This is a genomic window from Polaromonas sp. P1_F6, from assembly GCF_056405695.1.
Window position 1 is genome coordinate 1,223,877 of sequence record NZ_JBFUBQ010000001.1, and the last position, 17,612, is coordinate 1,241,488.

18 protein-coding genes are annotated in these 17,612 nt (G+C 63.0%); 13 read left to right on the forward strand and 5 right to left on the reverse strand.

What is annotated here, in order from left to right; translation table 11 throughout:
* Positions 1-450: 450 nt before the first annotated feature.
* From AC1DY9_RS05700 to AC1DY9_RS05760, 13 genes are all read left to right on the forward strand, one after another.
* Positions 451-2,559, forward strand: a complete 2,109-nt coding sequence (locus AC1DY9_RS05700) for a 3-hydroxyacyl-CoA dehydrogenase NAD-binding domain-containing protein (RefSeq protein ID WP_477666003.1) — start codon at positions 451-453, stop codon at positions 2,557-2,559.
* Positions 2,560-2,605: 46 nt separating this feature from the next.
* The gene (locus tag AC1DY9_RS05705) at positions 2,606-3,781 is read left to right on the forward strand and encodes an acetyl-CoA C-acyltransferase (protein ID WP_457280858.1); all 1,176 of its coding nucleotides are present in this window, start codon (positions 2,606-2,608) and stop codon (positions 3,779-3,781) included.
* A gap of 91 nt (positions 3,782-3,872) precedes the next feature.
* Positions 3,873-5,735, forward strand: a complete 1,863-nt coding sequence (locus AC1DY9_RS05710) for an acyl-CoA dehydrogenase (RefSeq protein WP_477666004.1) — start codon at positions 3,873-3,875, stop codon at positions 5,733-5,735.
* Positions 5,735-5,965, forward strand: a complete 231-nt coding sequence (locus tag AC1DY9_RS05715) for a hypothetical protein (RefSeq protein ID WP_457280860.1) — start codon at positions 5,735-5,737, stop codon at positions 5,963-5,965. Before AC1DY9_RS05710 ends, AC1DY9_RS05715 begins: the two co-directional genes overlap by 1 nt.
* Before the next feature lie 186 nt (positions 5,966-6,151).
* Positions 6,152-6,943 carry an SDR family oxidoreductase gene (locus AC1DY9_RS05720; protein WP_477648415.1) on the forward strand — a complete coding sequence of 264 codons (792 nt, stop codon included), beginning with the start codon at positions 6,152-6,154 and terminating at the stop codon, positions 6,941-6,943.
* Positions 6,944-6,968: 25 nt separating this feature from the next.
* Positions 6,969-7,418, forward strand: a complete 450-nt coding sequence (locus tag AC1DY9_RS05725) for a PaaI family thioesterase (protein WP_457280862.1) — start codon at positions 6,969-6,971, stop codon at positions 7,416-7,418.
* A gap of 108 nt (positions 7,419-7,526) precedes the next feature.
* Positions 7,527-8,543, forward strand: coding sequence for an NADP-dependent oxidoreductase (locus tag AC1DY9_RS05730; protein WP_457280863.1), 1,017 nt, complete (start codon positions 7,527-7,529; stop codon positions 8,541-8,543).
* A 26-nt stretch (positions 8,544-8,569) separates the two neighbouring features.
* Complete coding sequence (locus tag AC1DY9_RS05735; RefSeq protein ID WP_477666005.1) at positions 8,570-10,210, forward strand: isovaleryl-CoA dehydrogenase; 1,641 nt, start codon at positions 8,570-8,572, stop codon at positions 10,208-10,210.
* Between the two features lie 33 nt (positions 10,211-10,243).
* Positions 10,244-11,182 carry a glutathione S-transferase family protein gene (locus AC1DY9_RS05740; protein WP_477666006.1) on the forward strand — a complete coding sequence of 313 codons (939 nt, stop codon included), beginning with the start codon at positions 10,244-10,246 and terminating at the stop codon, positions 11,180-11,182.
* Positions 11,179-11,640 (forward strand): GNAT family N-acetyltransferase, encoded by a 462-nt coding sequence (locus tag AC1DY9_RS05745; RefSeq protein WP_457280866.1) that lies wholly within the window; start codon positions 11,179-11,181, stop codon positions 11,638-11,640. The genes AC1DY9_RS05740 and AC1DY9_RS05745 overlap by 4 nt, the downstream gene beginning before the upstream one ends.
* An 87-nt stretch (positions 11,641-11,727) precedes the next feature.
* Positions 11,728-12,633, forward strand: coding sequence for an SDR family oxidoreductase (locus AC1DY9_RS05750; protein ID WP_477666007.1), 906 nt, complete (start codon positions 11,728-11,730; stop codon positions 12,631-12,633).
* A complete protein-coding gene (locus AC1DY9_RS05755) occupies positions 12,633-13,472 on the forward strand; it encodes an alpha/beta hydrolase family protein (RefSeq protein ID WP_477666008.1) in 840 nt (279 codons plus the stop codon). The genes AC1DY9_RS05750 and AC1DY9_RS05755 overlap by 1 nt, the downstream gene beginning before the upstream one ends.
* Positions 13,473-13,515: 43 nt before the next feature.
* Positions 13,516-14,124, forward strand: a complete 609-nt coding sequence (locus AC1DY9_RS05760) for a thioredoxin fold domain-containing protein (RefSeq protein WP_477666009.1) — start codon at positions 13,516-13,518, stop codon at positions 14,122-14,124.
* Positions 14,125-14,223: 99 nt separating this feature from the next.
* Here the strand turns inward: AC1DY9_RS05760 and serA are convergent, their stop codons facing one another.
* The 5 genes from serA to AC1DY9_RS05785 all read right to left on the reverse strand — a co-directional run bounded on the left by serA (position 14,224) and on the right by AC1DY9_RS05785 (position 17,576).
* Positions 14,224-15,453: a phosphoglycerate dehydrogenase gene (gene serA, locus AC1DY9_RS05765; RefSeq protein WP_457280870.1), complete on the reverse strand. Its 1,230-nt coding sequence runs from the start codon at positions 15,451-15,453 to the stop codon at positions 14,224-14,226.
* A gap of 147 nt (positions 15,454-15,600) precedes the next feature.
* On the reverse strand, positions 15,601-16,182 hold the full coding sequence (locus tag AC1DY9_RS05770; protein ID WP_477666010.1) for an MOSC domain-containing protein: 582 nt from the start codon (positions 16,180-16,182) through the stop codon (positions 15,601-15,603).
* Complete coding sequence (locus tag AC1DY9_RS05775) at positions 16,179-16,664, reverse strand: rod shape-determining protein (RefSeq protein ID WP_457280872.1); 486 nt, start codon at positions 16,662-16,664, stop codon at positions 16,179-16,181. Before AC1DY9_RS05775 ends, AC1DY9_RS05770 begins: the two co-directional genes overlap by 4 nt.
* Positions 16,665-16,701: 37 nt before the next feature.
* Positions 16,702-17,214 carry a hypothetical protein gene (locus tag AC1DY9_RS05780; RefSeq protein ID WP_477666011.1) on the reverse strand — a complete coding sequence of 171 codons (513 nt, stop codon included), beginning with the start codon at positions 17,212-17,214 and terminating at the stop codon, positions 16,702-16,704.
* A gap of 11 nt (positions 17,215-17,225) precedes the next feature.
* Complete coding sequence (locus AC1DY9_RS05785) at positions 17,226-17,576, reverse strand: GlpM family protein (protein WP_457280874.1); 351 nt, start codon at positions 17,574-17,576, stop codon at positions 17,226-17,228.
* Positions 17,577-17,612 lie beyond the last annotated feature (36 nt).

The following is a 17,612-nucleotide window of genomic DNA, read 5'->3' on the forward strand; positions in this document are numbered from 1 at the left end:
CGCGCAAGCCCCTTCTCGGGATGGGATGCAAGGCGCGGTGCGACGCCCATAGCCCAGCTATGGGCTAGCGCCGCAACGCCGCGGACCGCCCGAGAAGGCGCTTGCCCTCCGGGTTGGGGTGAAATCGGGCGATTGAGCCACCCAGGCTCTTGCATGGGCATTAGCCCATGCGGCGTGCCCGAGCGGCCCACTCATCCCGATTGCACCCCAACGCGGCCCCGTTTAGGCTGTAAACAGGTTCTACAAACGGTTTGGATTGTCCCGGGCATGTCGCCGCTGGGACAAAAATAGACTGAACAGTCCATCCGGAGACTTGTGCCGTCACAAACGCCCCCTACAATGGAAAAAGAACGGTCGTACTTTTTTGTGCGCCCGACCAGCGCGTGCCGGGCCGCAGCGCCAGCCGAGACAACCGAAAACTGAAACTCCATCAAGGAAAGAAGCAACGCAATGACCACCCTTTACGAAGTTCACGGCCCCGTCGCGCTCATCACACTGAGCAACCCACCCGTCAACGGCCTGGGTCACGCCACACGCCTGAGCCTGACCGACAACATCCAGAAGGCCAACGCCGACGCCGCCATCAAGTCCATCGTGATCACCGGTGCAGGCAAAGCCTTTTCGGGCGGCGCCGACATCAAGGAGTTCGGCACGCCCAAGGCGCTGATCGAACCCAATCTGCTGAGCGTGATCCGTGCGGTCGAGAATTCCGGCAAGCCCATCGTCGCCGCGATCCATTCCGTCTGCATGGGCGGTGGCCTGGAACTGGCCCTGGGCTGCCACTACCGCATCGCCGCGCCTGGCACCAACGTGGCCTTGCCTGAAGTCAAGCTCGGCCTGTTGCCTGGCGCCGGCGGCACGCAGCGCCTGCCGCGCGTGCTCGGCGTGGAACCGGCCCTGAACATGATCGTGAGCGGCGAACCCGTCAAGAGCGAGCTGCTCGCGCAAATCCCCGGTCAGAAACTGTTCGACAAGCTTGCTGCCTCGCCCGAATCGCTGGCCCAGGAAGCCCTGGCCTTTGCCCAATCGATTTCCGACACCCGGCCGCTTCCGCTGGTGCGTGACCTGCGCGCCAAGCACCCCAATGGCGACGCTTACTTCCAGTTCGCCCGCAACATGGTGAAGGGGATGGCGAAAAACTTCCCCGCGCCGCTGAAGTGCGTGGATGCGGTCGAAGCCGCAACCAAGAAGAAATTCGAAGACGGCATGACTTTTGAGCGCGAGTGCTTCATCAACCTGATGTGGACACCCGAAAGCCGCGCGCTGCGCCATATCTTCATGGCTGAGCGTGCGGCCTCCAAGATCCCCGACGTGCCGGAAGACACGCCCAAGCGCGAGATCAATTCGGTGGCTGTGATCGGCGCAGGCACCATGGGCGGCGGCATTGCCATGAATTTCCTGAACGCCGGCATCCCGGTCAAGATTCTCGAGATGAAGCAGGAGGCCCTGGACAAAGGCCTCGGCATCATCAGCAAGAACTACGAAGCCCAGGTCAAGAAGGGCAAGCTCAAGCAGGACAAATATGACCAGCGCATGGGACTGCTGAGCACCACGCTCAGCTACGACGACCTCAAAGACGCCGACCTGGTGATCGAGGCCGTGTTTGAAGAGATGGGTGTCAAGGAAAAGGTCTTCAAGGAACTGGACCGCGTGATGAAACCGGGCGCCATTCTGGCCTCCAACACCTCCACGCTGGACGTCGACAAGATCGCCGCCTTCACCAAGCGTCCGCAAGACGTGGTCGGCCTGCATTTCTTCAGCCCGGCCAATGTGATGAAGCTGCTGGAAGTGGTGCGCGGCGCCAAGACCGGCAAGGACGTGTTGGCCACCGTGATGACGATGGGCAAAAAGATCAAGAAGACGGCCGTGATCTCTGGCGTCTGCGACGGCTTTATCGGCAACCGCATGATCGAGCAGTACGGCCGCCAGGGCGGTTTCCTGCTCGACGAAGGCTGCACGCCCGAACAGGTCGACAAGGCGATTGAAAAATTCGGCTTTGCCATGGGCCCGTTCCGCATGGGCGACCTGGCCGGCAACGACATCGGCTGGGCGATCCGCAAGCGCCGCTACACCGAAAAACCAGACATGAAGTACAGCAAGACCGCTGACCTTCTTTGCGAAAAAGGCCGCTTCGGCCAGAAAACCGGCGCCGGCTGGTACGACTACGTGCCCGGCAAGCGCGATGCGATCCCGAACGCCGAAGTCGTCAAGATGATTGAAGACCACCGCACCAGCCTGGGCATCACACCGCGCAAGATCTCTGACGAGGAAATCGTACAGCGCCTGGTGTATTCGCTGGTCAACGAGGCCGCGCACATCCTGGAAGAGGGCATTGCCTCCAAGGCCAGCGACATCGACATGGTCTACATCATGGGCTATGGCTTCCCGGTCTACCGCGGCGGCCCCATGCTGTACGCCGACCAGGTCGGTCTCTTCAATGTGGTGCAAAGCATGAACCGCTTCGCGCAGAACCCGCTGGACGACGCCAAATTCTGGAAGCCCGCGCCCCTGCTGGCCAAGCTTGCGGCTGAAGGCAAGACCTTCAACCTGTCCACCTAAGCCCAGCAGACCGCACAGATCAACGTCCCAGAATCCGGAGAATTCCATGACTTCAGCAGTAATCGTTTCCACCGCACGCACCCCCCTGGCCAAGAGCTGGAAGGGCTCCTTCAACATGACACACGGCGCCACCCTGGGCGGTCATGCCGTCGAGCACGCGCTCAAACGCGCCGGCATCGAGGCCGCCGAAGTCGATGATGTGATCATCGGCTGCGCCACGCCCGAAGGCGCCACGGGCGCCAACATCGCACGCCAGATCGCCCTGCGCGCTGGCTGCCCGGTGACGGTATCGGGAATGACAGTCAACCGTTTCTGCTCGTCCGGCCTGCAGACCATCGCCCTGGCGGCCCAGCGCGTGATCGCTGGCGAAGCCGACATCTACGTGGCCGGCGGCGTCGAAAGCATTTCCTGCGTGCAGCAGGAAATGAACACCCACATGCTGCAGGAAACCTGGCTTGCCAAGAACAAGCCCGAGATTTACTGGAACATGCTCCAGACCGCTGAGCAGGTCGCCAAACGCTACAACATCTCGCGCGACCGCATGGACGAGTACGGCGCACTGAGCCAGCAAAAAGCAACCGCAGCTCTCGCTGCAGGCCTCTTTGAAGCCGAGATCGCACCGATCACCGTGACAGCCGGCGTGGCCGACAAGGTCATGGGCCTCTCCACCAAACAAGTTACTGTGAGCAAAGACGAAGGCATCCGCGAAGGCACGACCAAGGAAGGCATCAGCGGCATCAAGCCGGCCATTCCTGGCGGCGTGATCGCGGCCGGCAATGCCAGCCAGTTCTCCGACGGCGGCGGCGCCGTAGTTGTGATGAACGAAACTCTGGCCGAAAAGAAAGGCCTCAAGCCCCTGGGCCGCTTCCTTGGCTTCGCAGTTGCCGGTTGCGAGCCTGACGAGATGGGCATTGGCCCGGTCTTCGCGATCCCCAAGGTACTGGCCAAGCTGGGCCTGAAGATCAGCGACATCGATTTGTGGGAGCTGAATGAAGCCTTTGCCGTGCAAGTGCTGTACTGCGCCGACAAGCTGGGTATTCCCATGGACAAGCTCAACGTCAACGGCGGCGCCATCGCCGTCGGTCACCCTTATGGCGTGACCGGCCAGCGCCTGACGGGCCACGCCCTGATCGAAGGCAAGCGCCGCGGCGCCAAGCGCGTCTGCGTGACGATGTGCATTGGCGGCGGCATGGGCGCAGCCGGCATTTACGAAGTTCTCTAAACCGGGCAGCCACCATGAATGAAACCCTGCTCCTTCAGAAAGGGCAGGTGTTTCCTGCCTTGCCGCCCGCTCTTGTACCGGGGAGCCCGTCATGAGCCTTCGGCCCACGCTGGACTTTCTGCTTTACCGATGGCTGGGCGCCGAGTCGCTGAACCAGCGCGCGCGTTTCGCCGACCATTCGCGCGAGACTTTCGACGCGGTGTTCGACACCTGCGAGCGCATCGCGCGCGAAAAATACGCGCCTTTCAACCGCATAGTGGACACACAGGAGCCGCATTTCGACGGCGAAAAAGTCATCCTGCCGCAGGCCACACACGACGCGCAGAAGGCCTATGCCGCCTCCGGCATGCTCAGCGCCGCGCAAGACTACGAAGTCGGCGGCATGCAGCTTCCCTATACCGTGGAAGCGGCGGCCAATGCCTTCTTCGCCATGGCCTCAGTCAGCATCGGCTCAGGCCTGCTCACTACCGGCAATGCCAACCTGCTGATGGTGCATGGCACCGACATGCAGAAGGAAGTCTTCGCCAGGAACGAGTTCTCCGGCCGCTTCTCGGGCACCATGTGTTTGTCCGAACCGCAGGCCGGTTCCTCGCTCAGCGACGTGACCACGCGTGCGGTCCCGGATGGCGACGGCTTTGAGGCTGACCCGCTGGGCCCACGTTATCGCCTGAAGGGCAACAAGATGTGGATCTCGGCCGGCGAGCACGAGCTGACCGACAACATCATCCACCTGGTGCTGGCCAAGATTCCGGGGCCTGACGGCAAGCTGATCGCCGGCACGCGCGGCATTTCGCTCTTCATCGTGCCCAAGAAAATGGTCGATACCCAAGGCGAACTCACCGGCGTGCGCAACGACGTGGCGCTCGCGGGCCTGAACCACAAGCTGGGCTGGCGCGGCACCACCAACACGCTGCTCAATTTCGGCGAAGGCAAATACCCTGTGGATGGCCAGGCCGGCGCGGTCGGCTACCTGGTCGGCAAGCCTCATGAAGGCCTGCGCTGCATGTTCCACATGATGAACGAGGCACGCATCGGTGTGGGCACGGCCGCCACCATGCTGGGCATGGCGGGTTATTACGCCAGCCTCGATTACGCCAAAAACCGGCCGCAGGGCCGGCCCGTCGGCGGAGGTTCTAAAAACGGCACCGGTGCCGTGGGCAAAGACGCCTCCCAGCCGCAGATCCGCATCATCGAACATGCCGACGTCAAGCGCATGCTGCTGGCGCAAAAAGCGTATTGCGAGGGCGCGCTGGCGCTGGAGCTGTATTGCGCCCGCCTGGTTGACGAACACCACACCGCCGAGGCGCAGGCTGCCGACGACGCGCGCCTGCTGCTCGAGGTGCTGACGCCGATTGCCAAGAGCTGGCCCAGCGAGTGGTGCCTGGAGGCCAACTCGCTCGCCATACAGGTGCATGGCGGCTACGGCTACACACGCGACTTTCCGGTCGAGCAGTACTGGCGCGACAACCGCCTGAACATGATCCACGAAGGCACGCACGGCATCCAGGCCATGGATTTGCTGGGCCGCAAAGTGCTGATGGAAGGGGGCAGGGGATTGCAATTGCTGGCAGCGCGTATCAACGCCACGGTTGAAAAGGCGATTCAGGTGCCTGAACTCGCCGCCCATGCCAACGCACTGGCCAAGGCATTGCAGCATGTGGGCAGCGCCACCAAGGCGGCCTGGGCCACGGGCGAACCCGGCCAGGCGCTGGCCAATGCGGTACCCTACATGCAGGCCTTCGGCCACACCGTATTGGCGTGGATCTGGCTGGACGTGGCGCTGGCCAGCCTGGCATTGCAGCAGCCTGCTACTAATTCGATAGCGGATCACGCAGGACGGATGGGCGCTACACGCTATTTTTATCATTACGAATTACCCAAAATCGGCGCCTGGCTCAAGGTCGTTGAAACCCGCGACCTGACCTGTGCCGATTTACCCGAGGAGGCGTTTTAATGGCTTTTTTCAAACCGTCCGCTGACCCTGTTTCCAACAAGGCCGTGGCTCGCTTGCAGACCCTGATCTGGGTCCTGATTTACGGCGGGCTGCTCACGTTGGTATTGGGTCTGTCGGTCCAGCGGCTGGACGATGCCATCGGCTGGTCCATGGTGGTGCTGGGTGGCATTGTGGCGGCGGTTGGCGCGGTGCTGGTTTACGTGCGCTCCCGCATCAACGTCGGCTCGTAGCGGCCTGAAGTCGCCACGACGACAGCGCAGCCTGCAAGGCCCCTGATGTTGTGCCAATATGGCAGACCGTCGCGCCCGGCATTGAAGCCACGGCCAAAACTGACAGATTATTCGCAAACCCATCCTTGCCGGAGTCCCGATGCGGCACCCGGCAAGCCCGATGACATCCAACAGGAGACAACTTTCATGACCCGTACCATCCAGCAGCTGTTCGACCTCAAAGGCAAAACCGCACTCGTGACCGGCGGCTCGCGCGGCCTGGGACTGCAACTGGCCCAGGCGCTGGGCGAAGCCGGCGCCAAAGTCATTTTGAGTTCGCGCAAGGCCGAAGACCTGATCGAGTCCGCTGCCGAGTTGAAAGCTGCCGGTATCGACGTCGACTGGATCGCCGCCGACTGCTCGAAAGAAGAAGACATCCGGGCGCTGGCCGACGAGGCCATCAAGCGCCTGGGCCATGTCGACATCCTGGTCAACAATGCCGGCGCCGCCTGGGGCGCACCCGCGGAAGACCACCCGGTCGAAGCCTGGGACAAGGTCATGAACCTCAACATCCGCGGCTATTTCATCCTGAGCCAGCACATCGCCAAGCACAGCATGATCGCCCGCAAGTCCGGCCGCATCATCAACGTAGCCTCCATCGCCGGCCTGGGCGGCAACCCGCGCGAGATGACCACGGTGGCTTACAACACCTCCAAGGGTGCCGTCATCAACTTCACGCGCGCACTGGGCTGCGAATGGGGCAAGTACAACATCACCGTCAACGCCATCTGCCCGGGTTTTTTCCCGAGCCGGATGACCGTGGGCACGCTGAAAGCGCTGGGCGAAGAAAAACTCGCCTCGCATGCGCCGCTCGGCCGCCTGGGCGATGACGAAGATCTGAAGGGCCTGTGCGTGCTCTATGCGTCCGACGCCGGCAAGCACATCACTGGCCAGTGGTTGGCGGTGGACGGCGGTGTATCAGTGGTAACAGGCGGCTAATCAAGTGAAGGGTTGGGAACAGTTAATGAATTTCGGCGCTGACATCCCTTTCGTCAACCACCTTGGATTCGAGCTCGAACTGTTCGAAGGGGGCGCCTCGGCCATTGGTTATGCGCCCAGGCCCGAGCACCTCAACTCATTTGCCGTGACGCACGGCGGCGCCATCATGACGCTGCTGGACGTGACCATGGCGACGGCCGCTCGCAGCGTACAGAAAGACATGGGCGTGGTCACCATCGAGATGAAGACCAGCTTCATGCGGCCGGCACCCGGTGACGGCAGCCGGCTTACAGCCAAGGGGCGGCTCATGCATCGCAGCACCACCATGGCGTTTACCGAAGCCACGCTGTATGACGCGGAAGGCCGCGCCTGTGCACACTCCACGGGCACCTTCAAGTACGTGCGGCGGGTTGCCACCGCCGCCCAAAACACCGGCGCACCGGATCTATCCGGCGGCGGCATATCAACCGATTGAACCGAGTTATTGGTTAAATCACAGCCCAGCCCAATAAAAACCGGCGCAAGCAGCTATCAAATCAATAGCAAATCATCTGCCTTTCCCGACAACACACAGGAGACTTCCATGCCCATCAACCAGCAAATCCTGCTCGACAACCGTCCCACCGGCGAAGCCGTCGCCAGTAACTTCATGCTGGTGTCCAGCGACACGCCGCCGCTGCAGGATGGCCAGGTGCTGGTGCGCCACCATTACCTGAGCCTGGACCCTTACATGCGTGGCCGCATGAGCGATGCCAAGAGCTATGCCGCGCCGCATCCGCTGGGCCAGGTCATGCTGGGCGGCACGGCAGGCGAGGTGGTGGAAAGCCGCTCGCCCAAATTCCAGCCTGGCGACAAGGTGGTCGGCATGGGCGGCTGGCAGGAATACAGCGTGGTCAATGCCGACCAGCCCGGCGCGCTGCGCAAGGTGGACACCACGCACGTGCCGCTGTCGCACTACCTGGGCGCGGTCGGTATGCCCGGTGTCACCGCCTGGTACGGCCTGGTGAAAATCATTGAGCCCAAAGCCGGCCAGACCATGGTGGTCAGCGCCGCTACCGGCGCAGTGGGGAGCGCGTTCGGCGCACTCGCCAAGGCACGCGGCTGCCGCGCCGTCGGCATTGCCGGTGGCCCCGATAAATGCAAATATGCCGTCGATGAACTCGGCTTTGACGCCTGCATTGATTACAAAGTGCACGCCGATGCCGCTTCGCTGACCAAGGCTCTCAAGGACGCCTGCCCGGATGGCATTGATGGCTACTTTGAAAACGTGGGCGGCATGGTGCTGGACGCCGTGCTGCCGCGCATGAACGCTTTCGGCCGCATCGCGCTGTGCGGCATGATCGCCGGCTACGACGGCCGGCCCATGCCGTTGGCCTACCCGGCGCTGATTTTGACCAGCCGCCTCAAGCTGCAGGGCTTTATCGTGGCCGAGCACATGGAAGTCTGGCCCGAAGCGCTCAAGGAACTCGGCACGCTGGTGGGCACCGGCAAGCTGCGCCCGCGTGAAAGCGTGGCGCAGGGGATTGAATCGGCGCCCGAAGCATTCCTCGGGTTGCTCAAAGGCAAAAACTTCGGCAAGCAGTTGGTCAAGCTGATCTGACCCGACCACGGCGCGGTCAAAAGGAGGTGGACATGACGCATGAAGTCTTCAACCAGCCCGCAGCGCTGTCGGACTACAACCTGTTTGACACCAATCGCCCGCTGCGCGACGCGCTGAAATTTAATGCGCCAGCGCTGGACACGCACGAGCTGAGGCAGCTCGGTGCGAAGCTGGGCAGCACGGCCATGCAGACCCACGCGCGCCTGGCCAATGTGCATGGGCCGGCGCTGCACAGCCATGATCGTTTTGGCCGTCGTGTGGACCAGGTGGAGTTTCACCCGAGTTATCACGAGCTCATGAAACTCGCGACGGGCTCGGGCCTGCATGGCTCTCCGTGGTCTGAAGAAAATCCATCTCCTCATGTCCAGCGCGCAGCAGGCTTCATGCTCTTCACCGAGCTCGAGCCCTCCATCCTGTGCCCCATCTCCATGAGCTACGCGGCCACGCCCGCGTTGCGCGGCAACACGGCCATCTACGCCGACTGGGGCCCCAAGCTGGCGAGCCGTGCCTATGACCCCGAACTCAAGCTGTGGCAGGCCAAGGCCGGCCTCACCATGGGCATGGGCATGACGGAAAAGCAGGGCGGCTCCGATGTGCGGGCCAACACCACGCGCGCTGAGCCCGCAGGCCGCGACGGCTGGGGCGAACGTTATGCCATCACCGGCCACAAATGGTTTTTCTCGGCGCCCATGTGCGATGCCTTCCTGGTACTGGCCCAAACCCAAAGTGGCCTTTCCTGCTTTTTCCTGCCACGCGTGCTGCCCGACGGCGGCCTCAATGCCATACGCATCCAGCGCCTCAAAGACAAGCTGGGCAACAAGGCCAACGCAAGTTCTGAAGTGGAATTTGAAGATGCCCAGGCCTGGCTGGTCGGGGGCGAAGGCCGCGGTATTCCGCAGATCCTCGAAATGGGCACCATGACCCGGCTGGACTGCGCGCTGGGCACCAGCGGGTTGATGCGGCAGGCACTGGCCCTGGCGCTGAACCACACCTCGCAGCGAAAAGCTTTTGGCAAGCTGCTCATCGACCAGCCGCTGATGCGGAACGTGCTGTCCGACCTCGCGCTTGAATCCGAAGCCGCGACCGCGCTTGCAATGCGCCTGGCCCGGGCTTTCGACCACACGGGCGATGCCCACGAGGCTGCCATGGCGCGCCTGTTGACACCCGTCGCCAAGTTCTGGATCTGCAAGCGCGGTAGCCATTTCGCCCAGGAGGCGATGGAATGCCTGGGCGGCAACGGTTATGTGGAGGAGGGCGGCGAGGGCGTCATGGCCCGTGTTTACCGCGAAATGCCGCTCAATTCGATCTGGGAAGGCGCGGGCAACATCATGGCGCTGGACCTTTTGCGCGCGCTGCGCAAAGCCGACGCCGTGGCGGCCCTGAACCAGGAACTGGCCGCCGCAAAAGGCGCGCACCCGGCGCTGGACCGGCTGGCCGCTGCCTTGCCCACACGTGTGGAAGAAATGGCGACTGAAGTGGAGGCACGGCGGCTCGCGCAGGACGTCGCGCTGGCGGTGCAGGCCGCCTTGCTGTACCAGACCGCGCCCGCTGCCGTCTTCAGCGCTTTTTGCGACTCGCGCATTGCAGGCAACTGGGGCCATGCTTTCGGTACGCTGGGCGCCGGTACCGATTTCGACACCCTCATCGCGCGGGCCATGCCCCGCTGAATTTCCAGACACCCAGAACACCCGGAGACACCCATGAGCGAGCTGATTCTTCACCACTACCCCACATCGCCATTTGCCGAAAAAACCCGCCTGATGCTGGGTTACAAAAACCTGCCCTGGAAGTCCGTCATCATCCCGATGATCATGCCCAAGCCCGACGTGGTGGCGCTTACCGGCGGCTACCGCAAGACGCCCATCCTGCAAATCGGCGCCGACATTTATTGCGACACTGCCTTGATCAGCGACGTGCTGGAACACCTGCAACCCGAGCCTTCGGTGTACCCGGAACCCAGCAAGGGCCTGGCGCGCACGCTGGCGCATTGGGCCGACAACACGCTGTTCTGGACCTCCATGGCCTACAACACGCAGCCCAAGGGCGTGGCCCAGATTTTTGAAAAGGCGCCACCTGAAGCCGCCCGCGCCTTCGGCGAAGACCGCAAGGCCATGAGCACCGGCATGCCGCGCCTGCGCGCCAGCGACGCCGCCGCGGCTTACAAGTCCTATCTGCGGCGGATTTCGGACATGCTCGACGATCGGCCTTTTCTATTGGGCGATGTTCCCTGCATCGCCGACTTCGCGATGTACCACCCGCTGTGGTTCACGCGGGTGCAAACACCGGTGCTCGCGGGCATCCTGAACCTCACGCCGGCCGTGCTGGAATGGATGGACCGCATGGCCGCCATCGGCCATGGCGGCATTGAAAAATTCAGCTCTGCCGAGGCTGTGGCGCTGGCCGCCGCGTCCACCCCTGCGCCGCTGCCGGGCGATCTGTTCCAGGACGAACACGGCATTCCCTTGGGCAGCCAGGTGCTGGTCAGCGGCGAGAGTTTTGGACCGGAGCCCACCGAGGGCGAGCTGATCGCCGCTACCCGCATGCATTACACGCTGCGCCGTACCGATGCGCGTGCCGGCACCGTGCATGTGCATTTCCCCCGCATCGGCTACACCCTGAAAGCGGCAACTCCGGCATGAGCAGCAACACCGGTATTTCCTGGCGTTTTCTTCCCTTTGGCGCGCTGACCACACGTGAGCTTTACGAGATCTTGCAGCTTCGCAGCGAGGTGTTTGTGGTCGAGCAGGCCTGCAGCTTCCAGGACATGGACGGCGCCGACATGGAGGCCATGCATTTGCTGGGCACAAGCGAAGGGCGGCTGGTGGCCTATGCGCGCTGCTTTGCCGCGGGCGTGAAGTTTGCGGAGGCCAGCATAGGCCGCGTGGTCACGCATGCCTCGGCACGCGGCGGCGGCGTTGGCCATGTGCTGATGAAAGAGGCCGTTGGCCGTTTACAGCAGCACTGGGGCCCGCAACCCATTCGCATAGGCGCACAGGCACGGCTTGAGCAGTTCTACCTGCAGCACGGTTTTTCCAATACCGGCCAGCCCTACATCGAGGACGGCATACCGCACATCGAGATGTTGCGGATTGCCTGAACAGTTGCCTCAAGTTCCCAGAGTGACAGCTGAGACGCCTTGCCTCACGGACAATTTTCCCATTCCAGCCATCAAGGACTCCCCAAAATGATCACGGACTTCAAAGGTAAAACCGCAGTGCTGACCGGCGCGGGCTCGGGCTTCGGCCTGGAATGCGCGCGCCTGGGCGCCAAACTGGGCATGAACCTGGTGCTGGTCGACGTGCAGCAGGACGCGTTGGACAAGGCCACCGAGGAGATGAAGGCCGCCGGCGCCCAGGTGCTGTCCTTCAAACTTGACGTCTCCAGCGCCGCGCAGATGGAGGCCATGGGCAAGGCCGTGTTCGAGCGCTTCGGCGCGCCGCATTTCGTCTTCAACAACGCCGGCGTCGGATCCGGCGGCCTGATCTGGGAAAACAGCGTCAAAGACTGGGAATGGGTGCTGGGCGTCAACGTCATGGGCGTGGTCCACGGCGTACGCATCTTCACGCCGATGATGCTGGAAGCAGCCGCCAAAGACCCATCCTGGCAAGGCCACATCGTCAACACCGCCAGCATGGCCGGGCTGCTGAACCCGCCGAACATGGGCGTCTACAACGTGAGCAAACATGCCGTGGTGGCGCTCAGCGAAACCCTGTACCAGGACCTGGGCCTTGTGACCGATCAGGTTGGCGCCTCGGTGCTGTGCCCGTTTTTTGTGGCCACCGGCATCGGCATGAGCCACCGCAACCGGCCGGCTGAACTCGGCGCGGAAAAGCCCACCAGGAGCCAGATGATCCAGCAGGCCATGACAGGCAAGGCGGTCGGCTCCGGCAAGGTGAGCGCCGCCGATGTGGCGAAACTGGTGTTTGACGCCATTGCAGCCAACCGGTTCTATATCTACAGCCACCCCAAAGCCATCAACTCCGTGCAGACACGGCTTGAAGACGTGCTGCAGGCACGCAACCCGACGGATCCGTTTGCCGACAAGCCCGAAATTGGCCAGCAACTGAAAGCCGCGTTGCGCGGAGCCTGATGCGCCGCGGCTGCCTTGCTTGGGCCGGCCTGCTGCTTGGGCTGGCGGGGGCAGGCGCGTTGGCACAACCGGTGAAGTGCCCCGACGGAAAACTTGCCGACGGCATTGAACGGGCAGGGGACGCCCGGCAATGCCTTGTCATCCGCAAGCTGGCGCCTGGCCAGACGTCCCGCATCACGCCCAAGGTACTGGTCGTCTTTCTGCACGGCGACAATGGCGGGCGCACGGAGTTGAAAGCGGACAGCGGCACAGCAGCCTTGCTTGCCGAAAAGCTCCAGGCCGTCACCGTGGCGATGCAGCGGCCCGGCTACCGCAGCGATCTGGGCGTATCGGACGGCGAGTCCGGCCCCGGGGACGACGACTACACACCCCGCAACGCCGAAATCATTGCTGCCGCGCTGGGCAGCCTGCGCAGCCTCAACCCCGGCAAAAAAATCCTCTTGGTCGGCCATTCGGGCGGCGCGGCCATGGCGGCCTTGCTGGCCAGCCGTTTTCCGGGCAGCGCTGATGCCTATTTGCTGGCCGCCTGCCCCTGCGATGTGCCGGCATGGCGGCAATGGCGCAACAGCTCTGCGGGCAAGTCCGGTGCCTGGAGCCGCAGCCTTTCACCGCTGGCCGAAGCGGAAAAAATCAACCCGGATACGCAGATCAGCGTGGTGGCGGGCAACAAGGACGAGAACACCTTGCCCCAGTTCAGCGAGGCCTATGTCAGGGCGCTACAGGCGCGCGGCGTCAAAACCCGGGTCACGTATGCGATGAACGCCACCCACGTGTCGGTGCAGCGCGCGCCGGAGTTCTTCATGCTGGCCGGGGAATTGGCCGACAGGCTGTCGAAATAGCGCCGCTGCGCTATCCTTGCCGCTCCTTCATTCAACGCTTTTGATGATGTCCAAATTCCTGAACCGCCTTTCCCTGGCTGCCGTTGTCGCGGCTGGCTTGCTGCTTGCCGGCTGTAACGATGCGCCGGGCACCGCGCCCGGCAGCCCGTCGGCAAAGGCTGCCGCCGAACCGGTATCCGTGGCTGCCATCGAAGCCGGCGCCAAAGGCTTTTCGGCCGGCGCTTTAATGAGCAAGCGCACGGTGTATGTGTTTTTTGATGCGCAATGCCCGCACTGCGGCGCCCTGTGGGAAGCGGCAAAACCGCTGAAGTCCCAGGCCAGGTTTGTCTGGATCCCGGTTGGCATGCTCAACGCCGCCAGTACGGCCCAGGGGGCAACCCTGCTGGCGGCCGGCGACCCGGTGGCTGCCATGGACGCGCATGAAACGTCGCTGCAGGCCCGGCGCGGCGGCATCAGTGCGGCCAGCAATATCGACGCGCAAAAAGAAGCCGTCGCCAAAAACACCGAGCTGATGACCAGACTGGGTTTCGCTTCGATCCCCACCATCGTCGGAACCCACGCGCAGACCGGCGCCACGGTGTCACATGAAGGTTCATTGCCAACGGCGGCTCTGGCCACCTTGCTGGGTTTACAGCCGCCGGCAGCGCAGTAATCTGGTCTTTTCCTCGAAAAAAGTGGCTGAAACGCAATAGAGACGGGCGCAACCAGCTATATATTTGATAGCGGTTGCGCGCCGTGGCTCAGGCCCGGTTCAAAACAGAACCCGGCTGCGGATGGTTCCCGGCACCTCTGCCAGCTTGGCCAGCGCGATATCGGAGTGCGCTGCGTCGATGTCGATCACCACGTAACCCACTGCCTCGTTGGTCTGCAGGTACTGCGACGCGATGTTGATGCCGTTGGCCGCAAACACCTTGTTGATTTCCGACAGCACGCCCGGCACGTTGCGGTGAATGTGCAGCAGGCGGTGCTTGCCTGGGTGGGCCGGCAGCGCCACTTCAGGAAAGTTGACGGAAGACGTCGAGGTGCCGTTGTCGCTGTACTTCACCAGCTTTTCGGCCACCTCGATGCCGATGTTTTCCTGCGCTTCCATGGTCGAGCCGCCCACGTGCGGCGTCAAGATCACGTTGTCGAGGCCGCGCAGGGGTGATTCAAAAATGTCCTTGTTGCTGCGCGGCTCCACCGGAAACACGTCGATCGCCGCACCCAGCAGCTTTTTCTGCTTCAGCGCCTCGGCCAGCGGTTCGATCTCCACCACCGTGCCGCGTGAGGCATTGATCAGCACGCTGCCGGGCTTCATCGCGGCAATCTCGGCCGCGCCCATCATCCATTGCGTGGCCTGGGTTTCGGGCACGTGCAGGCTCACCACGTCGGACTGGGCCAACAGATCCTTGAGTTGAGCCACCTGCCGGGCGTTACCCAGCGGCAGCTTGGTCACCACGTCAAAAAACACGACCTGCATGCCCAGCGCTTCGGCCAGCACTGACAGCTGCGTTCCGATGGAGCCGTAGCCCACGATGCCCAGCGTTTTGCCGCGGATTTCGTAAGCGTTTTCGGCCGACTTGAGCCAGCCGCCGCGGTGCGCCACGGCGCTTTTCTCGGGCACGCCGCGCAGCAGCAAAATGGCCTCGGCCAGTACCAGCTCAGCCACGGAGCGGGTGTTGGAAAAAGGCGCGTTGAACACCGCAATGCCGCGTTCGCGGGCGGCGTTCAGGTCGACCTGGTTGGTGCCGATGCAAAAGCAGCCGACCGCCGCCAGCTTGCCGGCCTGGGCAAACACATCGGCAGTGAGCTGGGTGCGGGAACGGATGCCGACAAAATGCGCGTCGGCGATTTTTGCCTTGAGTTCGTCATCGGGCAGCGCGCCGGCCAGGCTTTCGATCTGCGAGTAGCCTGCCGCCTTGAGAACTTCCACTGCGGAGGGGTGAATGCCCTCGAGCAACAGGAATTTGATTTTTTGCTTGTCGACCGAAGTTTTGTTCATGGAAAGCCGCTGCGCCAAGAAGTGGATGAGGAGCAAGTATGAGGGAAGCGAAATACCCGTGCTGGTGCGCGGTTGGGCGGCGGGATTCGAGGCCTCGAATAATGCCAAAAATGCCCGCAGACCTTACTGGACGTGCGCAAGCAGCTATTAAATCAATAGCGGCTGGGTCTGGGGCTCCTGATCGGGTTCGGCGGGTTCACAGGCAACAGCATCCCCCACGCGCAGTAAACCGCCCTGCAACACACGCGCCGTCAGCCCGCCGTGGCCGCGCATGGCGTTGTAGCCGCCCGGGCCCAGCACTTCCTCCATGCGCGAACAGGGTTCGCACGGGCCGGTGATTTCCAGCACCACATCGCCGATGCGCAGCGCCATGGGTTGGTCCCTGAAGAGCGATTTCGCAGCCAGCAGGTTCAGGCCCGACACCACCAGGTTGCGCCTAAGGCTCGCGGTATCCACCGTGCCAAGCCGCATCAGCGCCGCCAGCACAGGCAGGTGCTCGGCCTGGATCAGGGTGACCTGGCGCTTGCTGCTTTCCGGGCGAATGGCGGGCGCCGCAGCGCTCCGGTCGCCTTCCAGCCCACGGCCGGCCAGCGCCGTCACAGTTGCCACGCGGAGCACCGGGCTGCGGCGGGCGGGCCTCAGCAAAATCTGCTCAAGCCGCCCTTGGTGGGGGAATTGCCGGGTGAGCGTGCGCAGGTCACTGATGCCCGTGCCGGCGGTGGCTGTCATTCCAGTACCTGTCCCGCGGAAGGGTAGCTGCGCGACAGCACCTGCTCGTCTGTCAATTCCGGGCCCTGCCACATGGTGACTTCTGAAGCGCCGGCCCCCAGGGCCATCTCATGGAGGGCCCGTATTTCCACCTGGGTGAAACCACCCGCGGGCTCCCCTAGAGGATGGAACACCATGCGGGGCGCGGGAGCCAGCACGTGGCTGGCCTGAAGTTTCCGGACGAATGCCTTCAGTACCTGCTCACCGTGGGTGAAGTCGGACACCATGGAGCGCGGGTGGCTGAAAGGATTGATGACCTGTGCCGACTTGCTCGATTTATGCAGGGCAGCGTCATTGCCCGCACCCAGCACTTTGGGCTTGGGGCTGCGGGAAATCGCAATTTCGGGCACTTCGGAAATGAAAGCGCCCGTTTTCACATTGCGCACCGTCAGCCGGTAAGGCGACAGGCGAATGTACAAAGGTGGCTTGATGAAGTCGAACATGGTCAAGGGCGGCGGTTGAATTCAGTGAGCCTGGTGCTCATGACAATACGGCTTTCAGCGCGGCCAGGAGCCGCGCAGCTGCCAGCTTGACCCGCATCTTGAAACGACGGGCCATGCGCCATGGCAACGACGCCCTGGCCTGGGCCATGATTTTGTCCTTCCAGGCTTTCCAGGGGGTGTAGAGCCGCGCGAACCACGGCATTTGCATGAGTGCAGGCTGGGTCAGCTGAAAGAGGCGTGCGGCCAGCGCGGTTCCGGTGAGTTTGGCCGCCAGTATCAGCGCCAGGCCGACAGTCACATGCCCCAGGCCGAACAGGTAAAGCGCCAGCAGCTTCACCGGTATCAGCGCCAGCACCGGCACGCTGAAGGCGAGCAGGGCAGCCCAGGGCGGCAAGCGGATGATCCAGCGCTCCAGCCGCCCCCACCAGGGCAGGCGCCCCAGTGCTGCAAAGCCGGCGGCCAGCGGCTCCCAGCCCCATTCTTCAAACAGCAAAAACAGCGCGACAGGCGCAAGCAAAACGACCCGCAGCACTTTTTTGAATTTGCCCATATCTGTTTTCCTTAAAGCGCCGAAGGGTAGGCACGGCTCCAGCCGAGCAGCAGCACACCCGCTGCAAGCACCCAGGCCAGTGTGGCGCAGGCGAGCGTGACGGGCAGTGTCGCGCGCACGCTGAGCCAATACACCACCAGCAGATAAACCGCATAGGGGATGAGCGACCACAGGCCAAACAGTGCCGTGGTACGAAGGTCAGCCGCGGAGCGTTCGCTGCCCACGATGTAGTGCGCAATCAATGCAAAGGTGGGAAACAGCGGCACCAGCCCGGCGATGAAAAAGCTGCGCGACCGGGAAAGAAGGGCAATAACCAGCACGGCAAGCGCACCCAGCAGGCATTTAAGAAAAAGTGAAAGCATCGATCGAAAAGAAAAAAGAATGCAGGGACGTGGCCG